Origin of the sequence: Rubellimicrobium rubrum (assembly GCF_006152115.1) — a bacterium.
GTDB lineage: Bacteria > Pseudomonadota > Alphaproteobacteria > Rhodobacterales > Rhodobacteraceae > Rubellimicrobium > Rubellimicrobium rubrum.
In genome coordinates this window covers 53,402-75,779 of the sequence record NZ_VDFU01000014.1, presented here as the reverse complement: position 1 = coordinate 75,779, position 22,378 = coordinate 53,402, and the positions used below count along the sequence as shown (strand labels likewise).

Annotated in this window: 28 protein-coding genes and 1 tRNA gene; 19 read left to right on the top strand and 10 right to left on the bottom strand. The window is 67.7% G+C overall.

From position 1 onward, the window contains the following. Positions 1-62: 62 nt before the first annotated feature. Positions 63-1,628 carry a lysine--tRNA ligase gene (locus FHG66_RS12595; protein ID WP_139077285.1) on the top strand — a complete coding sequence of 522 codons (1,566 nt, stop codon included), beginning with the start codon at positions 63-65 and terminating at the stop codon, positions 1,626-1,628. Here FHG66_RS12595 and FHG66_RS12590 read toward each other — a convergent pair. Then, positions 1,625-2,497, bottom strand: coding sequence for a CHAD domain-containing protein (locus FHG66_RS12590; RefSeq protein WP_139077283.1), 873 nt, complete (start codon positions 2,495-2,497; stop codon positions 1,625-1,627). The genes FHG66_RS12595 and FHG66_RS12590 overlap by 4 nt on opposite strands. Positions 2,498-2,583: 86 nt before the next feature. Here FHG66_RS12590 and FHG66_RS12585 point away from each other — a divergent pair, with 86 nt between their 5' ends. The 14 genes from FHG66_RS12585 (at position 2,584) to ureG (ending at position 11,995) form a co-directional block, all read left to right on the top strand. Further along, complete coding sequence (locus FHG66_RS12585; RefSeq protein WP_139077281.1) at positions 2,584-2,991, top strand: DUF4864 domain-containing protein; 408 nt, start codon at positions 2,584-2,586, stop codon at positions 2,989-2,991. Positions 2,992-3,082: 91 nt separating this feature from the next. Continuing rightward, positions 3,083-3,922 (top strand): urease accessory protein UreD, encoded by an 840-nt coding sequence (locus FHG66_RS12580; protein ID WP_139077279.1) that lies wholly within the window; start codon positions 3,083-3,085, stop codon positions 3,920-3,922. Continuing rightward, the gene (locus FHG66_RS12575) at positions 3,922-4,224 is read left to right on the top strand and encodes an urease subunit gamma (protein WP_139077277.1); all 303 of its coding nucleotides are present in this window, start codon (positions 3,922-3,924) and stop codon (positions 4,222-4,224) included. Before FHG66_RS12580 ends, FHG66_RS12575 begins: the two co-directional genes overlap by 1 nt. Before the next feature lie 12 nt (positions 4,225-4,236). Then, positions 4,237-4,542, top strand: coding sequence for an urease subunit beta (locus FHG66_RS12570; protein WP_139077276.1), 306 nt, complete (start codon positions 4,237-4,239; stop codon positions 4,540-4,542). Beyond that, positions 4,539-4,925, top strand: coding sequence for a lysozyme inhibitor LprI family protein (locus FHG66_RS12565; protein ID WP_139077274.1), 387 nt, complete (start codon positions 4,539-4,541; stop codon positions 4,923-4,925). The genes FHG66_RS12570 and FHG66_RS12565 overlap by 4 nt, the downstream gene beginning before the upstream one ends. Before the next feature lie 4 nt (positions 4,926-4,929). Beyond that, on the top strand, positions 4,930-5,514 hold the full coding sequence (locus tag FHG66_RS12560) for a hypothetical protein (RefSeq protein WP_139077272.1): 585 nt from the start codon (positions 4,930-4,932) through the stop codon (positions 5,512-5,514). A 55-nt stretch (positions 5,515-5,569) separates the two neighbouring features. Continuing rightward, positions 5,570-5,875 carry an antifreeze protein gene (locus FHG66_RS12555; protein ID WP_139077270.1) on the top strand — a complete coding sequence of 102 codons (306 nt, stop codon included), beginning with the start codon at positions 5,570-5,572 and terminating at the stop codon, positions 5,873-5,875. Positions 5,876-5,893: 18 nt separating this feature from the next. Next, a complete protein-coding gene (locus FHG66_RS12550; RefSeq protein ID WP_139077268.1) occupies positions 5,894-6,997 on the top strand; it encodes an NAD(P)/FAD-dependent oxidoreductase in 1,104 nt (367 codons plus the stop codon). An 81-nt stretch (positions 6,998-7,078) separates the two neighbouring features. Next, positions 7,079-7,894 carry a cyclase family protein gene (locus FHG66_RS12545; protein ID WP_139077266.1) on the top strand — a complete coding sequence of 272 codons (816 nt, stop codon included), beginning with the start codon at positions 7,079-7,081 and terminating at the stop codon, positions 7,892-7,894. A 1-nt stretch (position 7,895) separates the two neighbouring features. Then, positions 7,896-8,291 carry a carboxymuconolactone decarboxylase family protein gene (locus tag FHG66_RS12540; protein WP_139077264.1) on the top strand — a complete coding sequence of 132 codons (396 nt, stop codon included), beginning with the start codon at positions 7,896-7,898 and terminating at the stop codon, positions 8,289-8,291. Positions 8,292-8,435: 144 nt separating this feature from the next. Next, positions 8,436-10,145 carry an urease subunit alpha gene (gene ureC / locus FHG66_RS12535; protein ID WP_139077262.1) on the top strand — a complete coding sequence of 570 codons (1,710 nt, stop codon included), beginning with the start codon at positions 8,436-8,438 and terminating at the stop codon, positions 10,143-10,145. A 1-nt stretch (position 10,146) separates the two neighbouring features. Beyond that, on the top strand, positions 10,147-10,674 hold the full coding sequence (locus tag FHG66_RS12530; RefSeq protein WP_139077260.1) for an urease accessory protein UreE: 528 nt from the start codon (positions 10,147-10,149) through the stop codon (positions 10,672-10,674). Further along, positions 10,652-11,335, top strand: a complete 684-nt coding sequence (locus FHG66_RS12525) for an urease accessory protein UreF (RefSeq protein ID WP_139077258.1) — start codon at positions 10,652-10,654, stop codon at positions 11,333-11,335. The genes FHG66_RS12530 and FHG66_RS12525 overlap by 23 nt, the downstream gene beginning before the upstream one ends. Positions 11,336-11,377: 42 nt before the next feature. Continuing rightward, positions 11,378-11,995, top strand: coding sequence for an urease accessory protein UreG (gene ureG / locus FHG66_RS12520; protein ID WP_139077256.1), 618 nt, complete (start codon positions 11,378-11,380; stop codon positions 11,993-11,995). 7 nt (positions 11,996-12,002) lie between these two features. Here ureG and FHG66_RS12515 read toward each other — a convergent pair whose 3' ends face one another. From FHG66_RS12515 to FHG66_RS12480, 8 genes are all read right to left on the bottom strand, one after another. Then, entirely contained in the window at positions 12,003-13,487 is a 1,485-nt protein-coding gene (locus tag FHG66_RS12515; protein ID WP_139077254.1) for a hypothetical protein, read from the bottom strand. Positions 13,488-13,589: 102 nt separating this feature from the next. Beyond that, positions 13,590-13,943 (bottom strand): roadblock/LC7 domain-containing protein, encoded by a 354-nt coding sequence (locus FHG66_RS12510; protein ID WP_246082580.1) that lies wholly within the window; start codon positions 13,941-13,943, stop codon positions 13,590-13,592. A 202-nt stretch (positions 13,944-14,145) separates the two neighbouring features. Beyond that, the gene (locus tag FHG66_RS21905) at positions 14,146-14,775 is read right to left on the bottom strand and encodes a roadblock/LC7 domain-containing protein (protein ID WP_218013842.1); all 630 of its coding nucleotides are present in this window, start codon (positions 14,773-14,775) and stop codon (positions 14,146-14,148) included. 34 nt (positions 14,776-14,809) lie between these two features. After that, positions 14,810-16,252, bottom strand: coding sequence for a dynamin family protein (locus tag FHG66_RS12500; RefSeq protein WP_139077252.1), 1,443 nt, complete (start codon positions 16,250-16,252; stop codon positions 14,810-14,812). A gap of 19 nt (positions 16,253-16,271) precedes the next feature. After that, complete coding sequence (locus FHG66_RS12495; protein ID WP_176556239.1) at positions 16,272-18,368, bottom strand: dynamin family protein; 2,097 nt, start codon at positions 18,366-18,368, stop codon at positions 16,272-16,274. A 454-nt stretch (positions 18,369-18,822) separates the two neighbouring features. Beyond that, positions 18,823-18,898, bottom strand: a tRNA-Ala gene (locus FHG66_RS12490). Between the two features lie 34 nt (positions 18,899-18,932). Beyond that, the gene (locus FHG66_RS12485; RefSeq protein WP_139077248.1) at positions 18,933-19,424 is read right to left on the bottom strand and encodes a HugZ family pyridoxamine 5'-phosphate oxidase; all 492 of its coding nucleotides are present in this window, start codon (positions 19,422-19,424) and stop codon (positions 18,933-18,935) included. 43 nt (positions 19,425-19,467) lie between these two features. Further along, entirely contained in the window at positions 19,468-19,947 is a 480-nt protein-coding gene (locus FHG66_RS12480) for a YdcF family protein (protein WP_139077246.1), read from the bottom strand. A gap of 101 nt (positions 19,948-20,048) precedes the next feature. On the opposite strand from FHG66_RS12480, the gene FHG66_RS12475 reads away from it, so the two are divergent. Further along, positions 20,049-20,342: a TFIIB-type zinc ribbon-containing protein gene (locus FHG66_RS12475; RefSeq protein ID WP_139077244.1), complete on the top strand. Its 294-nt coding sequence runs from the start codon at positions 20,049-20,051 to the stop codon at positions 20,340-20,342. Positions 20,343-20,465: 123 nt separating this feature from the next. Continuing rightward, complete coding sequence (locus FHG66_RS12470; RefSeq protein ID WP_139077242.1) at positions 20,466-21,005, top strand: isochorismatase family protein; 540 nt, start codon at positions 20,466-20,468, stop codon at positions 21,003-21,005. On the opposite strand, the gene FHG66_RS12465 is transcribed toward FHG66_RS12470, so the two are convergent. Continuing rightward, positions 20,995-21,171 (bottom strand): CsbD family protein, encoded by a 177-nt coding sequence (locus tag FHG66_RS12465; protein WP_139077240.1) that lies wholly within the window; start codon positions 21,169-21,171, stop codon positions 20,995-20,997. The genes FHG66_RS12470 and FHG66_RS12465 overlap by 11 nt on opposite strands. Positions 21,172-21,286: 115 nt before the next feature. Here FHG66_RS12465 and FHG66_RS12460 point away from each other — a divergent pair, with 115 nt between their 5' ends. Then, positions 21,287-21,673 carry a DUF1801 domain-containing protein gene (locus FHG66_RS12460; protein ID WP_246082579.1) on the top strand — a complete coding sequence of 129 codons (387 nt, stop codon included), beginning with the start codon at positions 21,287-21,289 and terminating at the stop codon, positions 21,671-21,673. Positions 21,674-21,812: 139 nt separating this feature from the next. Beyond that, positions 21,813-22,130, top strand: a complete 318-nt coding sequence (locus FHG66_RS12455) for an antibiotic biosynthesis monooxygenase family protein (protein ID WP_139077237.1) — start codon at positions 21,813-21,815, stop codon at positions 22,128-22,130. Positions 22,131-22,378 lie beyond the last annotated feature (248 nt).

The following is a 22,378-nucleotide window of genomic DNA, read 5'->3' as shown; positions in this document are numbered from 1 at the left end:
TTATTGACGGGGGCGGGACCCCGCAATAGGGAGGCCCCCGGTCCATATCAGGAGGCGCGAACATGGCATCCCTTCGCGAGGCGGCGATGGTGTCGAAGGCTTGGCCCTTCGAAGAGGCCCGCGCGCTCCTGAAACGGGTGGAGGCCGGGCCTGCCAAGGATCACGTCCTGTTCGAGACGGGTTACGGCCCCTCGGGTCTGCCCCATATCGGCACCTTCGGGGAGGTGCTGCGGACCACCATGATCCGCCGTGCCTTCGAGGTCATCTCGGACATCCCCACGCGGCTTGTGGTGTTCTCGGACGATCTCGACGGGATGCGCAAGGTGCCCGAGAACGTGCCCAACCCCGAAATGCTGCGGGAGCACCTCCAGCAGCCGCTGACCACTGTGCCGGACCCGTTCGGGGAGTACGAAAGCTTCGGGCACCACAACAACGCCATGCTGCGGCGGTTTCTGGACACGTTCGGCTTCGAGTACGAGTTCGTGTCGGCCACGGAGTTCTACCGGTCGGGGCAGTTCGACGACACGCTGCGGATGGCGGCCGAGCGCTATGACGCCATCATGGCGATCATGCTGAAGTCCCTACGGGAGGAGCGGCAGCAGACCTATTCCTGCTTCCTGCCGATCCACCCGGAGACGGGCCGGGTGCTCTACGTACCGCTCAAGGAGGTCAACGCCACCGACGGCACGGTCACCTTCGACGACGGCACGGGGCGCGACTGGACGCTGCCGGTCACGGGCGGGCATGTGAAGCTGCAGTGGAAGCCCGACTTCGGCGCGCGCTGGGCGGCGCTGGGCGTGGACTTCGAGATGTACGGCAAGGACCATTCCACCAACACGCCGATCTACGACGGGATCTGCGAGGTGCTGGGTGGCCGCGCGCCAAACCACATGGTCTACGAGCTGTTCCTCGACGAGGAGGGGGGCAAGATCTCCAAGTCCAAGGGGAATGGGCTGACCATCGACGAGTGGCTGGCCTATGCGGCAACCGAGAGCCTGTCGTACTTCATGTACCAGAAGCCCAAGACGGCAAAGCGGATGCACTGGGACGTCATCCCCCGGAACGTGGACGAATACCACCAGTCGGTCCGCGGCTTCCCCACGCAGACGCCGGAGCAGCAGCTGAACAACGCGGTCTGGCACATCCACGGGGGACAGCCGCCCGCGTCGGACATGGTGGTTCCCTTCGCCATGCTTCTCAACCTCGCCTCCGTCGCCGGAGCAGAGGAGAAGGAAACGCTCTGGAAGTATTTGCGCCGCTACGCCCCCGAGGCCTCGCCCGAAACCCATCCGGGGCTCGACGCCGCGGCGGGTCACGCCGTGCGGTACTTCCAGAATCACGTGAAGCCCACCCGCCAGTTCCGTGCGCCATCGGAGGCTGAGCGGGCGGCGATGGAGGATCTGGCCCGGCGTCTACGCTCGCATGAGGGATCGCACGATCCCGAGGAGCTCCAGACCATCGTCTATGCGGTCGGGAACGAGCACGGGTTCCAGCCGCTGCGGGACTGGTTCAAGGGCCTCTACGAGGTGCTGCTGGGCGCAACCGAAGGGCCCCGGTTCGGCGGCTTCATCGCGCTCTACGGCGTGGATGAGACGATCCGGCTGATCGAGGAGCGGCTGGCGGCCTAGTCCGCCCGCCGCAGGCGCCACCACATCCCCCAGCGGTCGGTGAGCGCCTCGGCCCGCCCGGCCAGGAGGCGGCGTCCAAGGGGGACGATCTCAGCCATCAGTTCGGCATGGCGGACCGTTGCAAGGTCCTGCGCCTCGGACAACAGGGCGTGCCCGAGCCCGGCCGACTCCAGCCGCTCGCGAAAGACGGCAAGGTCGTTGACCTGCCCCAGAAGCTCGCCCAGTTGGTCGGCCGCCTTGATGTGGGGGTCCATCATCTCGGGCCAGATTGGCCGCAGCAGGCGCGCCTGATACCAGTGGTCCTTGACGCGCTTGCGCCATTCGTGAAGCGCCTCGGGGTCGGTGTTTCGGCGCGCATGCTTCATCGCGCGGCGGGCGCCGGTCCAGGTCGCGGCAAGGCCGGGCTCCAGCGCGCGCCAGTCCTCGCGGCGCAGGCGCCAGCGCTCGGCCCGGCCCAGCAGGGACATCATGGCATCCGCGAACGGCGGAAGCATCTCGGCCTCGGCCCGGGCGTCGTGATGCGTGGCCGCCGCGCGGAACGGCGCAAGGAGCGCCTCCCGACGGTCGTCGGGCAGGCTTGCGCTCAGCCGCTCGGCGGTCGAGAGCTGCACCGCGGCATCGCGCAGGGCCGAGAGGCCACGTCCAGCATCGCGCAGGACGGCATTCTCGGCTGCCGCATCGGCGAACACCGGTCGAACGAGGCGGAGCAGACCGCGCAACTTCTTCACGGTCTTGCGCATTTCGTGGACCCGTGGGCCCAGATCCCCTTCGGCCCGCACCTGCTTCAGGGCTCCGTCCGCTTCCTCCCGCGCGATGCGACGAAGCGCGGCCTCGACGCCGTCGTCGTCTGCGGTGATCGCATAACCCATGAAACGCTCCTTCCTTTGCTTCCGTTGAAACTTAGGGGCCCTGTCCCGCGTGTCATGTCCATGACACCCACTGGGAGGACCCACCCATGCGCCAGTTGCTGACCCTTGCCCTCGTGGCCATGCCTCTTGCGGCCGTGGCGCAGGATGCAGGTGACTCGACCGCGATCGAGGCAGTAATCTCGGACCAGCTTGCCGACTTCAACGCCCGCGACGTGCCGGGCGCTTGGGAGCACGCCAGCCCGACGATCCAAGGGATGTTCGGCACGCCCGAGACATTCGGGACCATGGTAGAGAACGGGTATCCCATGGTCTGGGACAACTCGGACGCGCGCTTCTTTGAGCTGCGCGAGGAGGCGGGGGCGCTGCGCCAGAAGGTCATGATCGAGGATCCGCAGGGGCGAGCCTGGATTCTAGACTACGAGATGATCGAGCTTCCCGAGGGCTGGAAGATCAACGGCGTGCAGGTTCTGCCGGCACCGGATCTCGCCGCCTAGTGTGGCTGGGTTGCGGGCGGGCCGCCGCCGAAACGGTCCGTGCTGCAATGCAGCACTCGCATGAGGGATGCAGTTGCGGCATGATCGGGCCATGAATGTCTCCGATAGCCTGACCCTGCCGCGCCCGACCGCCCCGCCGCCCCGCGCGCAGGGGGAGGTGCTGCTGTCGGTGCAAGCTGTAGACGGCCCGACGCGTCTGGCCCATCTCCGGCAGCAGGGCTCGCTCAAGGCGCTGTTCCCGCGTCCGTCCGGCCCGGTGCTGGACGTCGTAACCCTGATCACGGCCGGCGGCCTGACCAGCGGCGACCGGATGCGGCTGGAGGCGCGGGCCGGGACAGGCGCGCGCCTGCGGCTCACCACGCAAGCCGCGGAGCGGGCCTACCGCGCGGCGGGCGACCCGCCAGCCTTGGTCGAGAGCCGGCTTGTCGCCGATGAGGGGGCCCGGATCGACTGGCTCCCGCAGGAGACGATCCTTTACGACGGCGCACGGCTGAACCGGCGGCTCTTGGTAGACCTCGCACCGTCAGCGACCGCTCTGCTGGTGGAGCCCTTGATCTTCGGCCGCCTTGCCAGGGGCGAACAGGTCCGCGAAGGCTCGTTCCGCGACCGCTGGGAGGTGCGGCGGGCTGGCCGGCTCGTGTTCGCCGACGCGCTGCATCTTCAGGGGGACATGGGCCGGGCGCTCGACCGAGCGGCGGTCGGAGGTGGTGCGCGGGCCATGGCCTCGGTCCTGCTCGTCGGACCCGGCGCCGCGAGTCACCTCGCTTCGGTGCGTGCCCTTTTGCCGGGCAGCGGCGGCGCGAGCCTGATCGAGGATGGTGTCCTGTTCCTGCGGCTCTTGGCCCCGGACGGCTTCGTCTTGCGGCGGATGCTGGTTCCGCTCATCACTCGGCTCACGGGCGCGGCCCTTCCCAAAGTCTGGACACTCTGATGCAACTCACCCCCCGCGAGAAGGACAAGCTCCTGATCTCCATGGCCGCCGAGGTGGCGCGCAAGCGCCTGGCCCGCGGCGTCAAGCTCAACCACCCCGAGGCCATCGCGCTCATCACCGATGCGGTGGTCGAGGGCGCGCGGGACGGACGTTCCGTGGCCGACATGATGGAGGCCGGGGCGCAGGTCGTCACGCGCGGCCAGGTCATGGATGGCGTGGCCGAGATGATCCACGAGGTCCAGGTCGAGGCGACCTTTCCCGACGGCACGAAGCTCGTGACCGTCCACAACCCGATCCGCTGAGGAGTGGCCCCCATGATCCCGGGCGAAATCGTCACCGTCGAAGGCGACCTGACCCTGAATGCAGGACGCGAGGCGATTACCCTGATGGTGGCCAACACCGGGGACCGCCCCGTGCAGGTGGGGTCGCACTACCACTTTGCCGAAACGAACGCGGCGCTGGAATTCGACCGCCAGGCTGCGCGCGGGCACAGGCTCGACATCGCCGCCGGCACGGCCGTCCGCTTCGAACCGGGACAGCGGCGCGAGGTGTCTCTCATTCCTTTTGGGGGGGAGCGGGTCGTGCACGGGTTCAACGGTCAGGTCGGGGGCCCCTTGTGAGGCTAGTCCTCCTCTTGATGGCGGCTGCCGCCGGGCCGGCGCTCGCGCAGGCGGCAGATTGCAGCGAGGCTGTGACCCAAGCCGACCTCAACGAATGCGCCTATGAGGGGTGGCAGGCGGCGGACCGCGATCTGAACGACGCCTATGCCGCGGCCGTGGCCAAGGCGCGCGACTACGACGCGACCTCGTCCACACCTGCTGCCGAGGACACCCTGCGCGAGGCGCAGCGCGCCTGGGTCGCCTACCGTGATCCCGCCTGCAAGGCGCAGGCGTTTCCCCTGACAGGGGGGGCGGCCTATCCGATGGAGCAGTTCGGCTGTCTGCAGCGGCTGACGGAGCAGCGGACCGAGATGCTTTGGCTTTTTGCTCGATATCCGGAGTGACGCGATGAACGCTTACCGAACCTGGCAATCCGCCTTTGTCTTCTGGTCCACGATGGCCCGTGCCCCCGCCGTGCTGGCCATGCGCCTCATGGCGCCTCCCCGCGCCCGGCCCGCAGCCTCGCGGGCCTTGGTGCCCGTCGCCCGGCCCACGGTTCCGCCAAGGCAGCTGACCGTTGTTCCTCAGTCGGTGGTGACACACGACGCCGAGCCGGTGCCTGCTTTTGCCCCCGAGGTGGACGAGGCGGCAGAGGCCGTGCCCTATGCAACCCTAGTGGAGCCTGCCGACGGGGCCCCCGCCGCGGTCCCGGAACCCGAGACCGTGCTCGTCGCCGTCCCGGAGAAGAACACACCGGCCCTAGAGGATGCCGTCAGTCCGATGCCCCTTGCCATCCTGGCCGAGCCCCAGGCCGAGTCTCATGGCGACGATCTCGTGGAGGCTGCGCTGCGGCCGCTGATCGCCGCCGAGACCGCAACCCCTGTGCCATCGCCACTGGACGCTGCCATCGCCGAGGTGGTGCCCAAGCCACCCCGTGCCGCTCGCCGGTCTGCCGCGGCCTCCCAGAAGGGCCGGCCGCGGCAGGGAAGCTGAACCGCGACGGCACCCGGCCGCGCAGCATGACCGTCCAACAGAAAGGGAACCCGGAATGAACCCGTACCAGCCTTGGAAGTCCACCCTCGCTTTCTGGACGATGATGGCCCAGGCCCAGACCGTGATCGCCATCCGCATGCTGGGCATGGCAGGCGTCCTGCCGGCCCATGCGCGCGAGAACCACACCATGTTAGCCGAGAAGGGTCCGGCTTTCGCGGAGGCCGCCATCGCAGCCGGCGCGGCGGTCCTGGCCGGGAAGTCGCCGGACGAGATCGCCCAGGCGGCGATCCGCCCGATCGGCCGTCGCACCCGGGCCAACGTAACGCGCCTCACAAAGCCTCGGATGCCGCGGCACTCCTGAAGTCGGAGAGGGCCCGTCATGGATGTGATCGTTGTTGGCGGAGGCATCGCCGGGCTGTCCTCGGCTTGGGCGCTGGTAAAGCGTGGCCACCGCGTCACCCTTCTGGAGCAGGGAACCGTGCCCAATCCGCTCGGGGCCTCGGGTGACCACCATCGCATCATCCGTCGAGCTTATGGCCGCGGGAACGGATATGGTCGGCTGATCACCGAAGCCTACGACGCCTGGGACGAGGTATGGGCCGATCTGGAAGCCGTCCATCACGATCATCGCGGGTTCATGTGCCTGTCCCGCGAACCCGGCGATGAGGCCGAGGACTACCGCGAGGGCTTGGAGGAGGGTGGCTGGCCATTCGACCTGCTCGGACCGGAGGAGGCCGCCGCGCGGTGGCCGTTCCTGGAGCCGGGGACGTTCCGCTATGCTTTCGTGTCCCCCGAAGGTGGGGCGCTGCACTGCCGTCGCATCGCGGCTGGCCTTGCGGTCTGGTTGCAACGCCGCGGCGCCATCGTGCGCGAAGGCGTCCGAGTGGCCGCTCTCGATGCGGAACGGGGCGAAGTCATCTTGGCCGATGGTGAGCGGCTGCGGGCGGACCGGATCGTCGTTGCGGCCGGGGCCTGGGTCACGAAGCTTTTTCCCGACCTTGCGGGACGCCTGACGACCTACCGGACGGCGCTGGCCTATCTCGACCCGCCTGCCGATCTCGGGCCAGCCTGGGGCGCGGCGCCGGTGATCCTCGATGTCGGTGGTGGAACGGATGGCTACATCATCCCTCCGACCGGGGGTGGCGGCCTGAAGGTCGGGACGGGCCTGCACAAGGTCGCCAGCGCCGATGCCGATGCTAATCGGTCGCCTTGGCCCGACGAAGGACGGGCCATCCTGCGGCACTTCGCGCCGCCCCTGGCGCGTCTCGACGAGTACCATGTCCAAAGCGTGGTGACCTGCGCGTACACCTTCACGGCCGACGAACGGTTCACCGCCGTCGAGCGTGGGCGCTGCCTGATCGTGTCCTCCTGCTCGGGTCACGGCTACAAGTTCGGCGCTGCGGTGGGCCGGCGGGTGGCCGAGGCCGTCGAAACTGGCGGGCACGAGGGGTTGCTCGCCTGGCTGGAGGCGCGAGCCGCGTAGGGTATTGACGCAGGCCCGCCCGACGCCGTTCCTTTGCGGCGGGTGCCCGCCGGGGTGCATCAAAGCCAAGGAGATCGGATCATGTGCCATGCCTGCGTGATGGACCGCGTGAAGCAGGGGATGCTCTCGCGGCGGCATCTGTTCACCGGAGCGGCGGCGCTCGGGGCGGCTTCGGTCGCGTCGGGGCTGATCTCGGCCCGGCCCGCGCTGGCGCAGTCCTCGGGCCGCGTGGTCGATCTCACCCATGCCTACGACGAAACCTTCCCGACCTTCGACGGCGTGCCCGGCATCACCAAGGAATGGGCGGTGAAGTTCGAGGAGTCGGGCTATCAACTCTGGAAGCTCACCATCTTCGAACACACCGGGACACATATCGATGCGCCGCTCCACTTCAGCGCCGACGGGGCCAGCGTGGACGAGCTGGAGCCGCAGCAACTGATGGCGCCCCTATGCGTCCTCGACATCACTGCCAAGGCCGCCCAGGATCCCAACGCTACCGTCGAGCCCGAGGACATCGAGGCCTGGGTCAGCGCCAACGGCGACATCCCGGCAGGGGCCTGCGTCGCGATGCATTCTGGCTGGGCGGCCAAGCTCGGCACCCCCGAGTTCCGGGGCACGCCGGATGGCGCGCTGGCCTTCCCGGGCTTCTCCAAGGCGGCGACGGACATGCTGGCGGGGCTGAACGTGGCCTCGATCGCGGTAGACACGCTGTCGCTCGATCCCGGCAACTCACAGGATTTCGCTGTCCATTTCTCATGGCTGCCCGGCGGGCGCTTTGGGATCGAATGCGTGGCGGGGCTCGACCAGCTTCCGGCAGCAGGGGCCACGGTCTTCATCGGCGCGCCCAAGCACACCGGCGGCACCGGCGGACCGGCCCGGGTCATGGCGGTGGTGTGAGATGGGGACCGTCCCGCTCCTGTCCGACGAGGAAGCCGCCCCGGAGGCGCGGGCGGTCTTCGACGACATCCGTGCGAAACGCCAGACGGACACCGTCAACAACTTTTGGCGCGCGCTGGCGCATGATCCGGCGCAACTGGCCTCGGTCTGGGAGCGGGTGCAGCAGGTGATGGCGCCCGGCGCTCTCGACCCTCTCACCAAGGAACTAATCTATGTGGCCGTCTCGACGGTCAATGGCTGCAGCTACTGCGTCCATTCCCATACGGCGGCCGCTAGGGCAAAGGGCCTCACGCCCGAGATGCACGGGGAGCTTCTGGCGGTGATCGCCATGGCGATGCAGACCAACGCGCTGGTGACGGCACTGGGCGTCGAGGCGGACGAACACTTCAAGGCCTGAGACATGGATTGCCTGAAAATCAGGCGGTCCGTGACATGCAGGCCAACGGCAGGGCGGTTTCGGCCGCCCTGGCGCGTCCGGGCCTTTGACAAGGTTCGCGGTGCGGGTCTCTGTGGGCCGCGCGACCCTACCCGGAGCCTTCCCATGCCCGCCATCATCTCCCGCCGCGACTATGCCGCCATGTTCGGGCCCACGACGGGCGACAAGGTGCGGCTCGCGGACACCGAGCTTTGGATCGAGGTGGAGCGGGACCTGACCACCTACGGCGAGGAGGTGAAGTTCGGGGGCGGCAAGGTCATCCGCGACGGCATGGGCCAGTCGCAGCGGGCGCGGAGCGAGGGGGCGGTGGACACCGTCATCACCAACGCGCTGATCCTGGACTGGACCGGCATCTATAAGGCGGACATCGGCCTCAAGGACGGGCGCATCCACAAGATCGGCAAAGCGGGCAACCCGGATACCCAGCCCGGCGTGGACATCATCGTCGGACCGGGGACCGAGGCCATCGCCGGCGAAGGGCGCATCCTGACCGCCGGAGGGATCGACAGCCACATCCATTTCATCTGTCCCCAGCAGATCGACGATGCGCTGCACTCCGGCCTGACCACCATGATCGGGGGTGGCACGGGCCCTGCGCACGGGACGCTCGCCACGACCTGCACGCCGGGGCCTTGGCACCTGGGCCGCATGATGATGGCCGCCGACGCCTTTCCGATGAACCTGATGTTCGCGGGCAAGGGCAACGCGAGCCTTCCGGCGGCGCTGGAGGAGCAGGTGATGGCAGGGGCGGCCTGTCTCAAGCTGCACGAGGACTGGGGCACGACCCCCAAGGCCATCGACACCTGCCTGACCGTGGCCGACGCGCTGGACGTGCAGGTGATGATCCACACCGACACGCTGAACGAATCCGGCTTCGTGGAGGACACCGTGCGAGCGCTGGGTGGCCGCACGATCCATGCCTTCCACACCGAAGGCGCAGGCGGGGGCCACGCGCCCGACATCATCAAGATCTGCGGGGAGTCGTTCGTGCTGCCCGCCTCCACCAACCCCACGCGGCCCTTCACGGTGAACACGGTGGACGAGCATCTCGACATGCTCATGGTCTGCCACCACCTCGACAAGTCGATCCCCGAGGACGTGGCCTTTGCCGAGAGCCGCATCCGGCGCGAGACCATCGCCGCCGAGGACATCCTGCACGACATGGGGGCGTTCTCGATCATCGCCTCGGACTCTCAGGCGATGGGGCGGGTGGGCGAGGTTATCACGCGCACCTGGCAGACGGCGCACAAGATGAAGGTGCAGCGCGGGCGGCTGGCCGAGGAGGTGGGCGCGAACGACAACTTCCGCGCGCGCCGCTATGTGGCGAAGTACACGATCAACCCCGCCATCGCGCACGGAATCGCCCACGAGACGGGCAGTATCGAGGAGGGCAAGCGCGCCGACCTCGTGCTCTGGAGCCCAGCCTTCTTCGGCGTGAAGCCCGAGATGGTGCTGATCGGCGGCACCATCGTCAGCGCGCAGATGGGCGATCCCAACGCCTCGATCCCGACGCCGCAGCCCGTCTATTCCCGGCCCATGTGGGGCGCTTATGGCCGCAGCGTGGAGCGGAGCGCGGTCACCTTTGTGTCGGCCGTGGCGCATGACGCTGGCATCGGGCGGACGCTGGGGCTCGCCAAGGATACGGTGGCGGTCAGGAACACCCGAGGGCTGGGCAAGCGTGACTTGAAGCTCAACGACGCGCTGCCCGACGTCGAGGTGAACCCCGAGACCTACGAGGTGCGCGCCGACGGGGAGCTTCTGACCTGCGAGCCGCTGGACCGCCTGCCGATGGCGCAACGCTACTTCCTGTTCTGACATGGCCGAGGAGCTTCCCACCGCACGAGAGGTGGTCCGCGCCGCCCACGGCGAGATCGCGGGCCATGTCCGCCTGTCTCATCACGCCCGCGCCTTGCGTCGCCGGCGGCTCGCGACGGTGGAAGGGCCGGGCTTCCTCGTGGACCTGCCCACAACCCTGTCGGTGGAAGAGGGCGATGCGTTCCGTCTGGCCGACGGTCGCCTGGTCATGATCGAGGCCGAGCCCGAGGCGCTGCTGGAAGCGAAAGGCGAGCTGCCGAGGCTGGCCTGGCATATCGGCAACCGGCATGCCCCGTGCGAGATCCAGGGCGACCGGCTGCGCGTGCTGGCCGATCCGGTCATGGCTCGGATGCTGCGCGGCTTGGGCGCGGAGGTCACCGAGGTGACGGCTCCGTTCCGCCCCGAAGGCGGCGCTTATGGCGAGGGGCGCGTTATGGGACATGATCACGGGACGTCGGCTGACCACCATCACGGGATCGGCGATCTGGGACACGACGGGCATTCCCATGGACCCCACCGGGAGACTTGAGGGCGGCCGTGCCGTCCTGACCTCCATCCAACTTCTGACCTTGGTTCGATGGCTGTCTCCCGCCTTCCCAACCGGGGCCTTCGCGTGGAGCCATGGGCTGGAACAGGCGGTGCGGGACGGGACCGTTCGGGATGCCGCAACCTTGGAGGACTGGCTCGACGCCGTATTGCGCCATGGCGCGGGACGGACCGATGCCATCCTGATCAGTGTGGCCCACCGTTCGGACAGACCCGAGGAACTTGGAGCTCTGGCCGAACTGGCGACGGCGCTCGCCCCCTCGCGCGAAAGGCGGGCCGAGACCTTGGGGCAGGGCATCGCCTTTTCTGCGACGCTCCGGGCGCTGCATGGCTGGGGCCTGCCGGATGCGCCCTTTCCGGTCGTCCTCGGGCGCGCTGCGCGGCTGGCAGGACTGCCCCCCGGGCCCGTGGCCGAGGTGGCATTGCAGGGCTTTGTGACGACGCTGGCGCAGGCCGCCCAGCGGCTCATGCCCCTGGGGCAGACCGCGGCGCAGGGCGTGATCCTCCGGCTTTCGGCCACATGCGGAGAGGTGGGGGCCGAGGCGGTCGGGCTGGGTTTGGACGACATCGGCTCCTGCGCGGTGGCCGTCGATCTGTGTTCCATGCGTCACGAGGGGCTGGAGCCCCGGATCTTTCGATCCTGATGACGATCCTGATCTTTATTTTGCTCACGACGGACCCGACCCATGCATGACGCCTCGCCCCATGGACCCCTCAAGATCGGCATCGGCGGCCCGGTCGGCGCGGGCAAGACCACGCTGACCGCCGCTCTCGCCCGTGCGCTGAAAGACGAGCTGTCGCTCGCCGTGATCACCAACGACATCTACACGCAGGAGGACGCCGAGGCGCTGATGCGCATGCAGATCCTGCCCCAGGACCGGGTGTTGGGAGTGGAGACAGGGGGTTGTCCGCATACCGCGATCCGCGAGGATGCCTCGATCAACCTGGCTGCCGTAGCCGAACTTCGGGCGCGGCACCCGGACCTCGACCTTGTGCTGATCGAGTCTGGCGGAGACAACCTGTCGGCCACATTCTCGCCGGAACTCGCGGACCTGACGATCTATGTCATCGACGTGGCAGCCGGAGAGGAGATCCCGAGGAAGGGTGGCCCGGCCATCACGCGATCGGACCTTCTGGTCATCAACAAGACAGATCTCGCACCCTATGTGGGCGCTTCGCTCGAGGTCATGGACCGGGATGCGAGGCGGATGCGGGGCGAGCGGCCGTTCCTGTTCACGAGCCTGCGCCACGACAAAGGCGTGGCTGAGATCGTCGCTCAGATTCGGGCCATGGGCGGGCTGTAGGCTGCGATCACCACTCGGCTGCGTCGAGAGGATCGGCCGAGACGCTTCGGCCGAAGGCATCCGACCCCAAATAGTCGAGAATCAACGCGGCTCCGGAGGCCGAGGCGGAGTCGAAGCCCAAGCCTTCGGGCGAGGCCAAGAATGCGTTCAGCGCGTCCACGGTCGCCTGCTCCCAGATGCCGGTGCCTTGGCCTTCGTAGTAGCCGGCCTCCCGAAGCCGCTCCTGAAGGGCTGCCCGATCGCCGCGCGACAGGTCCATGAAAGCCCATGACAACGGCGTGTCGAAGGCGGCCGTGGGTGGCGCGGCCGAGGTCAGTTCGGCACCCTCGATCGCTGCGCCAAGCGACGGCTCGTCGGCAGGCGGTTCCGGCTGGGCTTCCACCAGCGGGGGAGCGATGGCCGCCGTTTCGGTTTCGGGCTCGGGAGGTTGGGTCGCGCTGGGCTCGGCCGGCTCTAGGTCCGTTTCATCGAGTTTGATGACGGCCTCTGGCAAGGCGACGTCTCGTGACGCCACCTCGACGTCCTGCTCCAGCGGCTCGGTGGCGGGTTGGCTGGGTTCGGCCTCCTCAGGCAAGGGGGCAAGCGCGGCCAGAACGTCTTCATCCTCGACCAGGTTCTCTTCAAGGGGAACGGACTCCGGCTCGGGTTGGCTGGGCTCCACCTCCTCGGTCGATGGAGCGATAGCAGCCAGGACGTCTTCGTTCTCCACCAAGTTCTCCTCGGTTGCGAGGAATTCCGGCTCGGGCGAGCTTGGCTCCAAGTCCTCGGGCAAGGGGTCGATGGAGGCAAAAACGTCCTCGTCCTCGACCAAGCTGTTTTCGGGAGAAAGGAACTCCGGTTCAGACAAGCTTGGCGCCGGGTCCTCGGCCAAGGGGTCGACGCCTGCCAGAACCTCTGCCTCTTCGGCTGTAGGGTTTTCGGACGGAAACTCCAGCGCGGGCAGGTTCGGCTCCAGGTCCTCGGGCGCAGGCTCAAGGGCGGCCAAGACATCGTCCTCGGTCGTGGGCTCGCTTGCTGCGACCTCTGGGGTCGGCGATTCCAACTCGGGCGGCCAGGGCTCAAGAGCGGCGAGCGGCGGCTCTGGGCTCTCCGGGATCGGGGCCACTTCGGGAACTGGTTCGGGCTCGGGCTCGGGGGGCTCAACGGCGGCAAGCTGCTGCTCGGGCTCGGCGCGCTGTCGGAAGACCTCCATCGTGACCAGGAGCCTTTGGGCAATGCAGGAGCGATCGGGCCCGCAAGCCTGTCGGCGTTCGAGCAGATCGTCGGCGATGCGGCGCGCCTGCCGTTCGCCGATGCGCTCCACCAACGCCAGATAGCCCCCGTACATCTGCATCTCGAGTTCAGCCAGCGCGGGGCTGTTGCAGATGGCGATCTCGGTCTCGGTGCTGGCGTAGCGGCAGTTGAACGAGGGACTTGCCTGTTGCGCCAGCGCTCCGCCGGACCAGAACGCAAGCGACAGGGCAGACAGGGTCAGGACAGGAACGGGCTGCATCGGGAACCCCCTTTTGCACCTAACGCCCGCTTTGCCTCCCTGTTCCAGGGTCGCCAGACATCCCCACCTCGACCACGGATACCATTGCGCCCACTCGGCAGGTCAGAGGCTCAGGCCGCCCTCGATCTTCTTGACCTGCATGCGGGCCATGCCGAGATTGGCCTGCTTCTTGTCCAGGGCAACGTAAAGGAACACGCCCGGAGCCTTCTCGAGCGGGCGGATCATGTGCAGCTGCTTGCCCATGGTGATCAGGACGTCCTCGATCCCGTCGTTGAGGCCCAAGGTCTCGATGGCCTGGAGGTTGGCTTTGACGACCTGGGTGTTGAGGGCTGCAGCGGCCTCCATGTCGATCTTGCCACCCCCTTCGGAGGCGAGCATCAGGCCGGACTCGCTGTCCACAAGACAGGCCCCGATGAAGCCGGCGATCTCGGTGGTGGCTGCGATATCTGTCGACACGATGCGTCCTTTCCAGTGCGGGGGAGGGGAATGGTGGTCAGCTCGGTTTCGCGATGAACCGCCAGACTTTGGGCCGGCGGTCGAAGGGGATTTCGAATCCGCGGCGCATGGAGCCAAGTGGCCCTTGGCTGGTCCTGCCCGGGCTTCTCCCGATGACAGGACCGGTCGCGGGAGGGAGGTAGCGGCACGATCCCGGGCCGAGTCACATCTTCAGAGTGCTCTCGATCCTGCCGACCTGCATGCGGGCCATGCCGAGGTTGGCCTGCTTCTTGTCCAAGGCCACATACAGGAACACGCCAGGGGATTTCTCGAGCGGGCGGATGAAGTGCAGCTGCTTGCCCATGGTGATCAAAATGTCCTCGATATGATCGTCGAGGTCGAGCACCTCGATCACCTCGTGCTCGGCCCTGACGATCTGCGTGTTGAGAGCCGCGGCAGCTTCCATGTCGATCCGACCATCGCCTGTTTCGGCCAGCACAAGGCCCGACCCGCTGTCCACGAGGCAGGCGCCGATGAAGCCGCCGATCTCGGAGGTGGCCTCGATATCCGTGCACAGCAGGCCCGTGCGTTCCAGGGCCTCGGAACGATCAGGGGAGTCTGGAGGCAGGGCCGGAGCAGGCTCTGGCAGGGGGGCGTTGATGGCGGACTGGGTTGGGAGGCCCGCTTTGGGGCGGTCCGACAGCACGTCCAGGGGCGTCGTCCAGAGCACGCCTCCTGGTGGGCCGAAGCCCCCCTGATCCTCCTCAACGGGTGGCTGGCTCTCGTCCAGCAGGCCGGAAACCAGCTTCTTGGCGCTTGGCAACGCCGCGCCCATCTTCTGAAACAGCTTCACTCTGGACCCTCCCTCCTCGTCTGGATGCCTGATGTCAGGCGGCTCGGTTCTTCTCGACCGTGTCTTTCAGTCCAAGCCCGTTCTCACCCAGCAGTTGATCATCGTGCGACAACTCGTGAAGAAGCTGGTCGATCATGGCGAGAACCGGGTCATTCGAGGGCATTTCCGGGTTCTGCCGGATGATGTTCCGCCAGATGCGGACAGCGCGCGGCAGCGGCGCTTCCCGCGCTGGCTGATCCGGCTCTGATTCCTCCCGAGGAGCCGCCATGGCGGCCAGGACGGCGCGGATCGAGTCGTCCTCGGCAACAAGGTCGGGCTGCACCGGGTTCACGGCCCTGCCGGCGGCAACATCGAGGCCCAACCCAGCAACGGCGGCATATTCCTCGCCCAAAGCGATGACGATGGGCTGGCTGGCTTCGCTCAGGGCCGAAGCATCATGGACCGACTCGGTCCAGCGCGGATCGAGCAGCAGCGGCCTGCCGTCGTCCAGTCGGGTCCGGTCGGCTTCGGCCAGGCTTGTTGCGCTTGGCGGCTCCTGCTGGAACAGGAACCGGCGGTCGGGGGCCTGAGTCCGGTTCCGCTCGACCCGGCGGGGCTGGATCGTCTCGGCCGTGCCGAGGACGCGCGACGCTGGCGCAGCGATCATCGGGGGCTCCTCCGGCGGCGCTGCGACCGGTGTCGGTCGGGGCCGAGCCGGGCCGGTCGAGACGTAACGCTCAAGCAGGTCCAGCCGCTCGGCGGAGACCGAGCGCAGCCCCGCTTCGATGCGAGTGTCGAGTTCCGCGCCGCCGCTTCGAGCCCAAGTATCGGCCCCGCCCGTTCGGGCCAGCTCGGCCTTGCCCCGGACGGCATCCAGGCTCGACAGCAGCACCAGCCCGCCGAACAGGCCAAAGGTCTCGCGGGACAGCCGACGGGTCACCTTCTCGCGGTCGGTGTCATTGACGAGCTTGTCGGCCCGGGTGACGACCAGCACGCTGTTGGTGCGAAGCCTCTCGGGCAAGGAGATCCAGGTGGAGCGTTCGGTCTCGCGCCAGGCCTGCGTAGCTGGGGTGCACCAGAGAATGAAGTTCGACTGCCCCACGGCGAACCGCCAGGAGTCTTCCTCGAGATTGGGGTCAGAGATGCCGGGCGTATCGATGATGTCGCAGCGCTCAAGGATCGGGGAAGGGGTGAACACCCGAACGCAGCGGGCCGACATCGGCACGCCTCCGAACTCCCCGAAGCCGAGCGGATGGCGCCTTCCATGGCGATCGACCCAGAAGGCGCGGGGCCGTCCGTGGCTGAACCAGACCGGAGGCAGTTCAGTCGCCGTGACCTTGGTGGGGAGCAGGTCTTCCCCGATCAGGAGGTTCAGCAGCGTCGACTTGCCCGAGCTGAACTCTCCCATCAGGCCGATCCGCGGCTTTCGGCGGGCCCAGGCGGAGAGGCGGTCCAGCTTTTCCGCCGAAACGGAGCGTGTCTGTTCGGTCTTGGACATTCTGGTCCTCTTTTCCGGGTCAGGCGGTGAGGGGCTGATCTATTCCGGCGTCCAGCGCGGCTGTTGCCACGTCGAGCTGCTTGCGAAGGGCCGAATGCCGGTCCGCCCCGATCGCGCTGCGAAGGCCCGCCTGCGTCACGCGGCCGGCCTTGGCGATGCCCGTCAGTGTTTCCGAGTGCTCGTCCAGGAACTCCTGCAAGGTACGGCGAAGGGCGGCATCCACGGCGCTGACCTGCTGCTCCTCGATCTCGGACACGATCGAATGGGCCTCGTTGGCGATAAGGGTGCGGTATTCGCCCGCAAAGGCCTTGGCGCCGCGCCGCATCTTGATCCAGCGCTTCCACCAGCCGCCTTGAAGGTCCACGATGATGGTCTTGCCGATCGCCACGGGGGCGGGGATCTGCGGTACCATCGGAGCCTCGAGCTTGAGCGTCCTTCCGGGCTCGCCCAGGAGTTCGTGATAAAGATCGCCCATCTCGCGGGCGGCGCGCGCCAGGATCCGCTGGGAGGAGGCTCGGATCGACCGCGCAAAGCCCATGTAGGCCGCGCGCAGTTGCACCCGCAGGCGCATGGGGTCACACTCCCACTGGCCTTCGATCCCATAGACCTCGATGTGCCGGATCATGGCCGCCACGGTGGTCTCGACGAACTGCTCGCTGGCCGCACCCAAACGCGTGCGGAGTTCCTGCAGGATCTCGGTGGTGTCGCGGCGAAGCTCGGCCTGGAGATCCTGCACGAGGGCCCTGATACGGGCCTGCATCTGCGCCTCGGTCAGATGGACGCCCTCGACCCCGGTCGTAGGGCCGCCTTCGCCCAGCAGGCCGGCGTAGGACTGCGCCACCACGTTCTTGAGATCGCGGCGCACCTTCTGCATCAGGCGATGCGGCGATCCTTCGGCCACGCGGTCCCCGATGGCCCGGATCAGCGCCGGGATGCCCGACAGGTGCCAGATCGACATGGACGGGTCGGGATTGTCCCGCGGCACGTCGGCCACCTTGGCCCAGTCGAGAAGGGCCTGCTGACCGGCTTCGGGCAGGTCGCCGGGACGCCCCGTCAGCGCCGCTTCGGCCCATTTGGCCGAGCCGAAGACGATGTCGGTGACGCTGCCGATACCATGCTTCCTGAGAGTCGCGTCGAGCGAGGTGCGGATCTCCTCGACCTGCTGGGCTGGGTTCTCGAGCTCGTCAATGCGGTTGACGAAGATGATCAACTGGCGGCGGTCCAGCGTAGACAGGAGCCGGATCAGCGCGAGGTCCACGGTGTTCAGAGCCTGCGCCGCGCTCAGCACCATGATGCAGAGCTCCGAGTTGCGAACGCAACGGAGCGTGATCTGCTCGCGCATCAGGAAGGGGTCGTTCACCCCTGGCGTGTCCTGGAGCGAAAAAGGGAACGGATACTGCGGCAGGGCGACATAGATGTCCGCTGCGCGGGTCAGGTCGGCGAAGCGGCCCTGGCGCGAGAACTCAGCATCGATGGCGTCGGGGTCGCCCATGCAGACATAGCGTTCGATGAGCGCGGTGTCGGCGCGGTCGTAGTTGTGGGTCTGTCCGAGCAGGAGCTCGAAGTTGCGGCCCAGCCGGTCCTGGGACTTGCGGCGCACGTCCATGAGCTGCTGCTCGATGCGTAGCATCTCGTCCGAGGCACCGGCGCGCTTTGCCATCTCGCCCAGGCGGCCGCCGCCTCGCATCAGTCGCTCCCATTCGTCGCGTTCGAAGAACTGGAAGCTGGCCTTGATGTTGCCACGGGGCGCGGGCTTGTTGACGTGGACGGTGGTCACCACCGAAGTCCAGGGGTTCACGTCCGAAGGCAGAAAGCCCGGCAGACCCGTCAGCACGTTGATGACCGAGGTCTTGCCCGCCTTGACCTGTCCCACCACCGTGATCGTGGCCGAGTGGGCTTTGAGCTCCCCCTCGAGGGCGCGGAGCTTGTCGCGGGATCGGTCGTCCGCCGCGGACAAAAGCCCTTCGATCACGCTGGCCAGAGACGCCTTCTCCTGCCGGAGGCTGCTCAGCTTCTCTGTTCCCAGAGAAAGGAGGGCCTGTGCGGTGCCGTCGGCCCAAGCGGCGTCGGCCGGCTCGCCGTCTTGGAAGCCGGTCGTGGAAGCGAAGTCGTTCATGGCGTCGAGCCCCTTGGTGAAGCGCGTTCTGCAGAGCGGATCGGATGGAACGGAGGCGCGTCCGGATGGGATCGGTGCCTTGGACGCCCGCCCGCAATCGGGCCAGCGTGGCACTGTTCTGACCCGCCCGCGTTGCCGATCGTCGGCCCTGCGTCCAGCACGATTCATCCCCTCGATTGCGCCTGCGCCCCATTTTGCGAGGCGAGGCGAACGGACCGCGCGGTCAGCACGATGCCGCCGCAGGTCCTGTGCGACCAAAATGCGCGTGAACCTTGGAAGTCATTTGTCCTGAATCGTGTTTTTTTGAGGCGTCTTGGTCAATCCATCGCCGGATTCGATCATTGTGCCGGATAATGGAACGATGAAGCCGCCTGAGGCGGTCCATTTGCACCCTCAGACCAGGAAGCGCGGCGGCAACCCCGTCTTGGTTCGCTGGACGATTCTTTGGGAGGGCTGGTGGAGTCGAGGGGGATCGAACCCCTGACCTCGTCATTGCGAACGACGCGCTCTCCCAACTGAGCTACGACCCCACGGCGGCGTATGTGGACTCTGCCACCGGCCGTGTCAAGCGGCGCTGGGCGGGCCGCGTAGATCGTCAGGCGTCAGCCGGAAGGCCTTGCCGAACCCGCCGTTCAGATGGGCCACCCGCACCACAAGCCGGATCATCAGGAAATCCGCAAAGTCGTAGTAGAGCGCTGCCTTGGGATGCGAGGCCAGCCAGGAGTCGCGGTGGGCGACCTTGTCGGCGCGCTCGGCGCTGGTCATCAGCGTCACGCGCGGATGAGTGAGCGGGTCCCCCTTGGGGCCGGGTTCCCCTACCAGGAGCGAGGACGCCGGATCTGCCAAAAGGCCGCGTGTGTGGTGGGCCAGGGTGGACACGAGCACCAAGGCCGCCTCACCATCCCAGCCCACGGCCACGCGGCTCACCATGGGGGATCCAGTGTCGGGCTTGATCACGCCCAGGGCGCCGTGCCGCGCGTCGTAAAGCAGGCTGCGCGCAAGGGCCCGCGCCTCGTCGGTGGTGGGACGGATCGGGTCGATGCGCTCGCTGGCCATGAACGGACCGTGCCGCCACGGACGGACCTTCGCAAGGCCTCTCCTAGCGCCGCCAGAGCCGCCAGATCGCCACCGCCGTCGCGGGCACCTCGCGCAGGGCTTGCCGGATGACACTGGGGAGGTGCCCGCCCCAGAGCGGGGGCGAAGACGTCGTCGCCCTCAGCCCCAGCCCTCGCGCGATCAGCCGCGCCCGCGGCGCATGTGTGGCATCCGTGACGATCACCGCCGTCGCGACGCCGAGGTTCCGCAGGATCGGCAGGGCCAGGGCGATGTTTTCGTGCGTGCTGGTCGAACGGTCCTCCAGCCGAATCGCAGCTGCCGGCACGCCCGCCTCCAGCAGCAACGCGCGCATGGACTCCGCCTCGGTCGGGGGATGCCGTCCAAGCCCGCCACAGGGGATCAGCCACGACACCTCTCCCCGCTGCCAGAGCGCGGCCGCGTGGAGCGTCCGACGCCGGAGCGTCGGCGAGGGGCGTCGGCCCTCCCAGACGGCGGCACCGAGGATGAGAGCGGCGTTCGGCATGGATCCTGCTGGCATAGCACGCGGTGCCATCGCGGCCAGGGACGCTTGCGGCAAGGCGTCGGGCTTCCTACCTCCATCGGAACCGGCAAGGAGAACAGCCCATGAAATGTCCCGTGGATGGCGCCACCCTGGTGATGACCGATCGGTCCGGGGTGGAGATCGACTACTGCCCGCAATGCCGGGGGGTCTGGCTGGACCGGGGCGAACTCGACAAGATCGTCGACCGGGCCGTGCCGCCCGTCCAGCTGCAGGAGCCGGTGCGCGAGGTCCGCCGCGAGGAGCCCCGCGAGCCCCGGCGCGAGGAGTATCGGGGCGACTATCGGCGCGGCGACGATGACGACTACTACCGCAAGAAAAAGAAGAAGAGCCTTCTGGGCGACATCTTCGACTTCTGACGGGTGAGCTTACGGGCGGGGCGCCCGCCGCCTGGCGGCCGAACGGCGACGCTATGGTGCTCTGCGGCTTGCGCGACGGCGCAGGCCGGGACTACCGTTCGTCGGCCCGGACCGGAGGACGACATGCCGACCGCCTTGCTCATCGTGGACGTGCAGCGGAGCCTGATCGAGGAGGAGACCTGGGGCGCGGAACAGTTGCTCGATCGTGTAACATCCCTGGAACAGGCTGCACGGGCCGCGGGTGCGGCCGTGGTTTGGATCACGGACAGTCAGGTTGGGCCGTATGGCGACCTGCACGAGGCCATGCGTCCGAAGGCCCATGACCTTCGCTTCACGAAAAGCCGGCCGGCGGCCTTTGACGGGACCGGGCTGCGGGGCGCGCTGGATGGCCACGGCATCGACCGTCTGGTGGTCTGCGGTCTCCAGACCGACTGCTGCATCAGGGCAACCGTGCGGTCCGCCGCCGACCTGGGCTACCGGGTGGTGCTGGCCGGGGACGCGCATTCCACCTTCGACCGGGAAGGTGCGACAGCAGAGCAGGTCATCGCGGAGCACAACAGGGCCTTGGCCTCTGTGGCCGAGGTCCTGCCGGCCTGGGACATCGACTTCTCCGACAGCGGAGGCCAAGCGGATCTGGGCACCCGCCACGCCCTTACTTCTTGAAGGCATCCTTGATGTCGCCAAGCGCCTGCTGGCCCTTGCCCTTGGCCTGATCGAGATGCCCTTCGGCTTCCAGATCCTTGTCGCCGGTCAGCTTGCCCAAGCCTTCCTTGACCTTGCCGCCAAGGTTGTTGGCGGTGCCTTTGGCGTGGTCGTCTTCGCTGGACATGATGGCTTCTCCCGATGGATTGCAGATGGGAACGAAGCGGACAGGCCCAGGGTTCCGCGCTGGCCCGGAGGGGGCCTCTTGCCCTAGCATGGCGCGGGCCTCTGGGGACAACGCCATGAGCCAAGACGCGCCCCGACCCACGGACCGGACGGACGACGCCGCGCCTCGTCTCCTGTCCGGGGGCAACCCGCAGATATCCCAAAGGGGAGGACGATCGGCCGGTGCAGGCCTGGATCGCAGCGGCTCCGGGGTGAAAGGGAGACCTGCCCGGCGGCTCGATGCGCTGATCGTGGAGTCGGTGCCGGGGGTGCGGAAGGCAGTGAAGTGGAAGTCGCCGCTCTACGGGGTGGAGCCGGGGACGTGGTTCCTGAGCCTCCACTGCTTCGACCGCACCGTGAAGGTGACGTTCTTCAAGGGCGCGCGGCTGGAGCCCCCGCCGCCGGGCCCGTCGAAGATGCCGGAGGTGCGGTGTCACGATGTGGGGGGAGGAGGCGTTGGATGAGGGGCTGTTTGCGGAGTGGGTGAGGCAGGCGAGTGCGGTGGAAGGGAAGAGGCTGTGACGTAGGGTGCGCGGAGGCTTCAACCCATGCTGGCGACCGAACGCCCGGCGTGGCATCCTTGGGTCGTCAGGGGAGGCCGCCATGCCAGAAATCCGTCGGGACTTCAGCGGACAGACCATCATCACCACCTTCGAGACCACGCCCGCCACGGCCTTCGACCTGATCGAGGCGCTGCAGGCGGCCTTTGCCGAATGCATCTCGAAGCAGCCGGGCTTCCTAAGCGCGGCGCTCCACGTCAACGACGCCCGGACGCGGGTGTGCAACTACTCCCAGTGGGCAAGCCGCAAGGACTATCAGGCTATGCTGCGCACGCCCGAGATGCGGGAGCGGAACCGCGCGATCAACGCGCTGTGCCGGGGGTTCGAGCCGGTGATGTATGAGGTGGAGGGGGTGTATTGAGGCACGCTGCGGGTCTCTGACAGCGCGGGTCCTTGTCCTGCCACCACCTTTTAACTGATCGGAGCGGTCCCATCCTACGGCTGGCTGGCGGCCGGTTGTTCGCAACCATCCGGTGACCCGCGCGTTTCGTTGGCAGGACGACAATGTCGATGAAAGGATGCAGCGATGCTCAAAGGTATTCTCAAGGGTCTGGCGGTCGGGTGGATCGTCAAGAAGTTCGCAGGACGGGGCCAGCGCCGCCGGGCGTA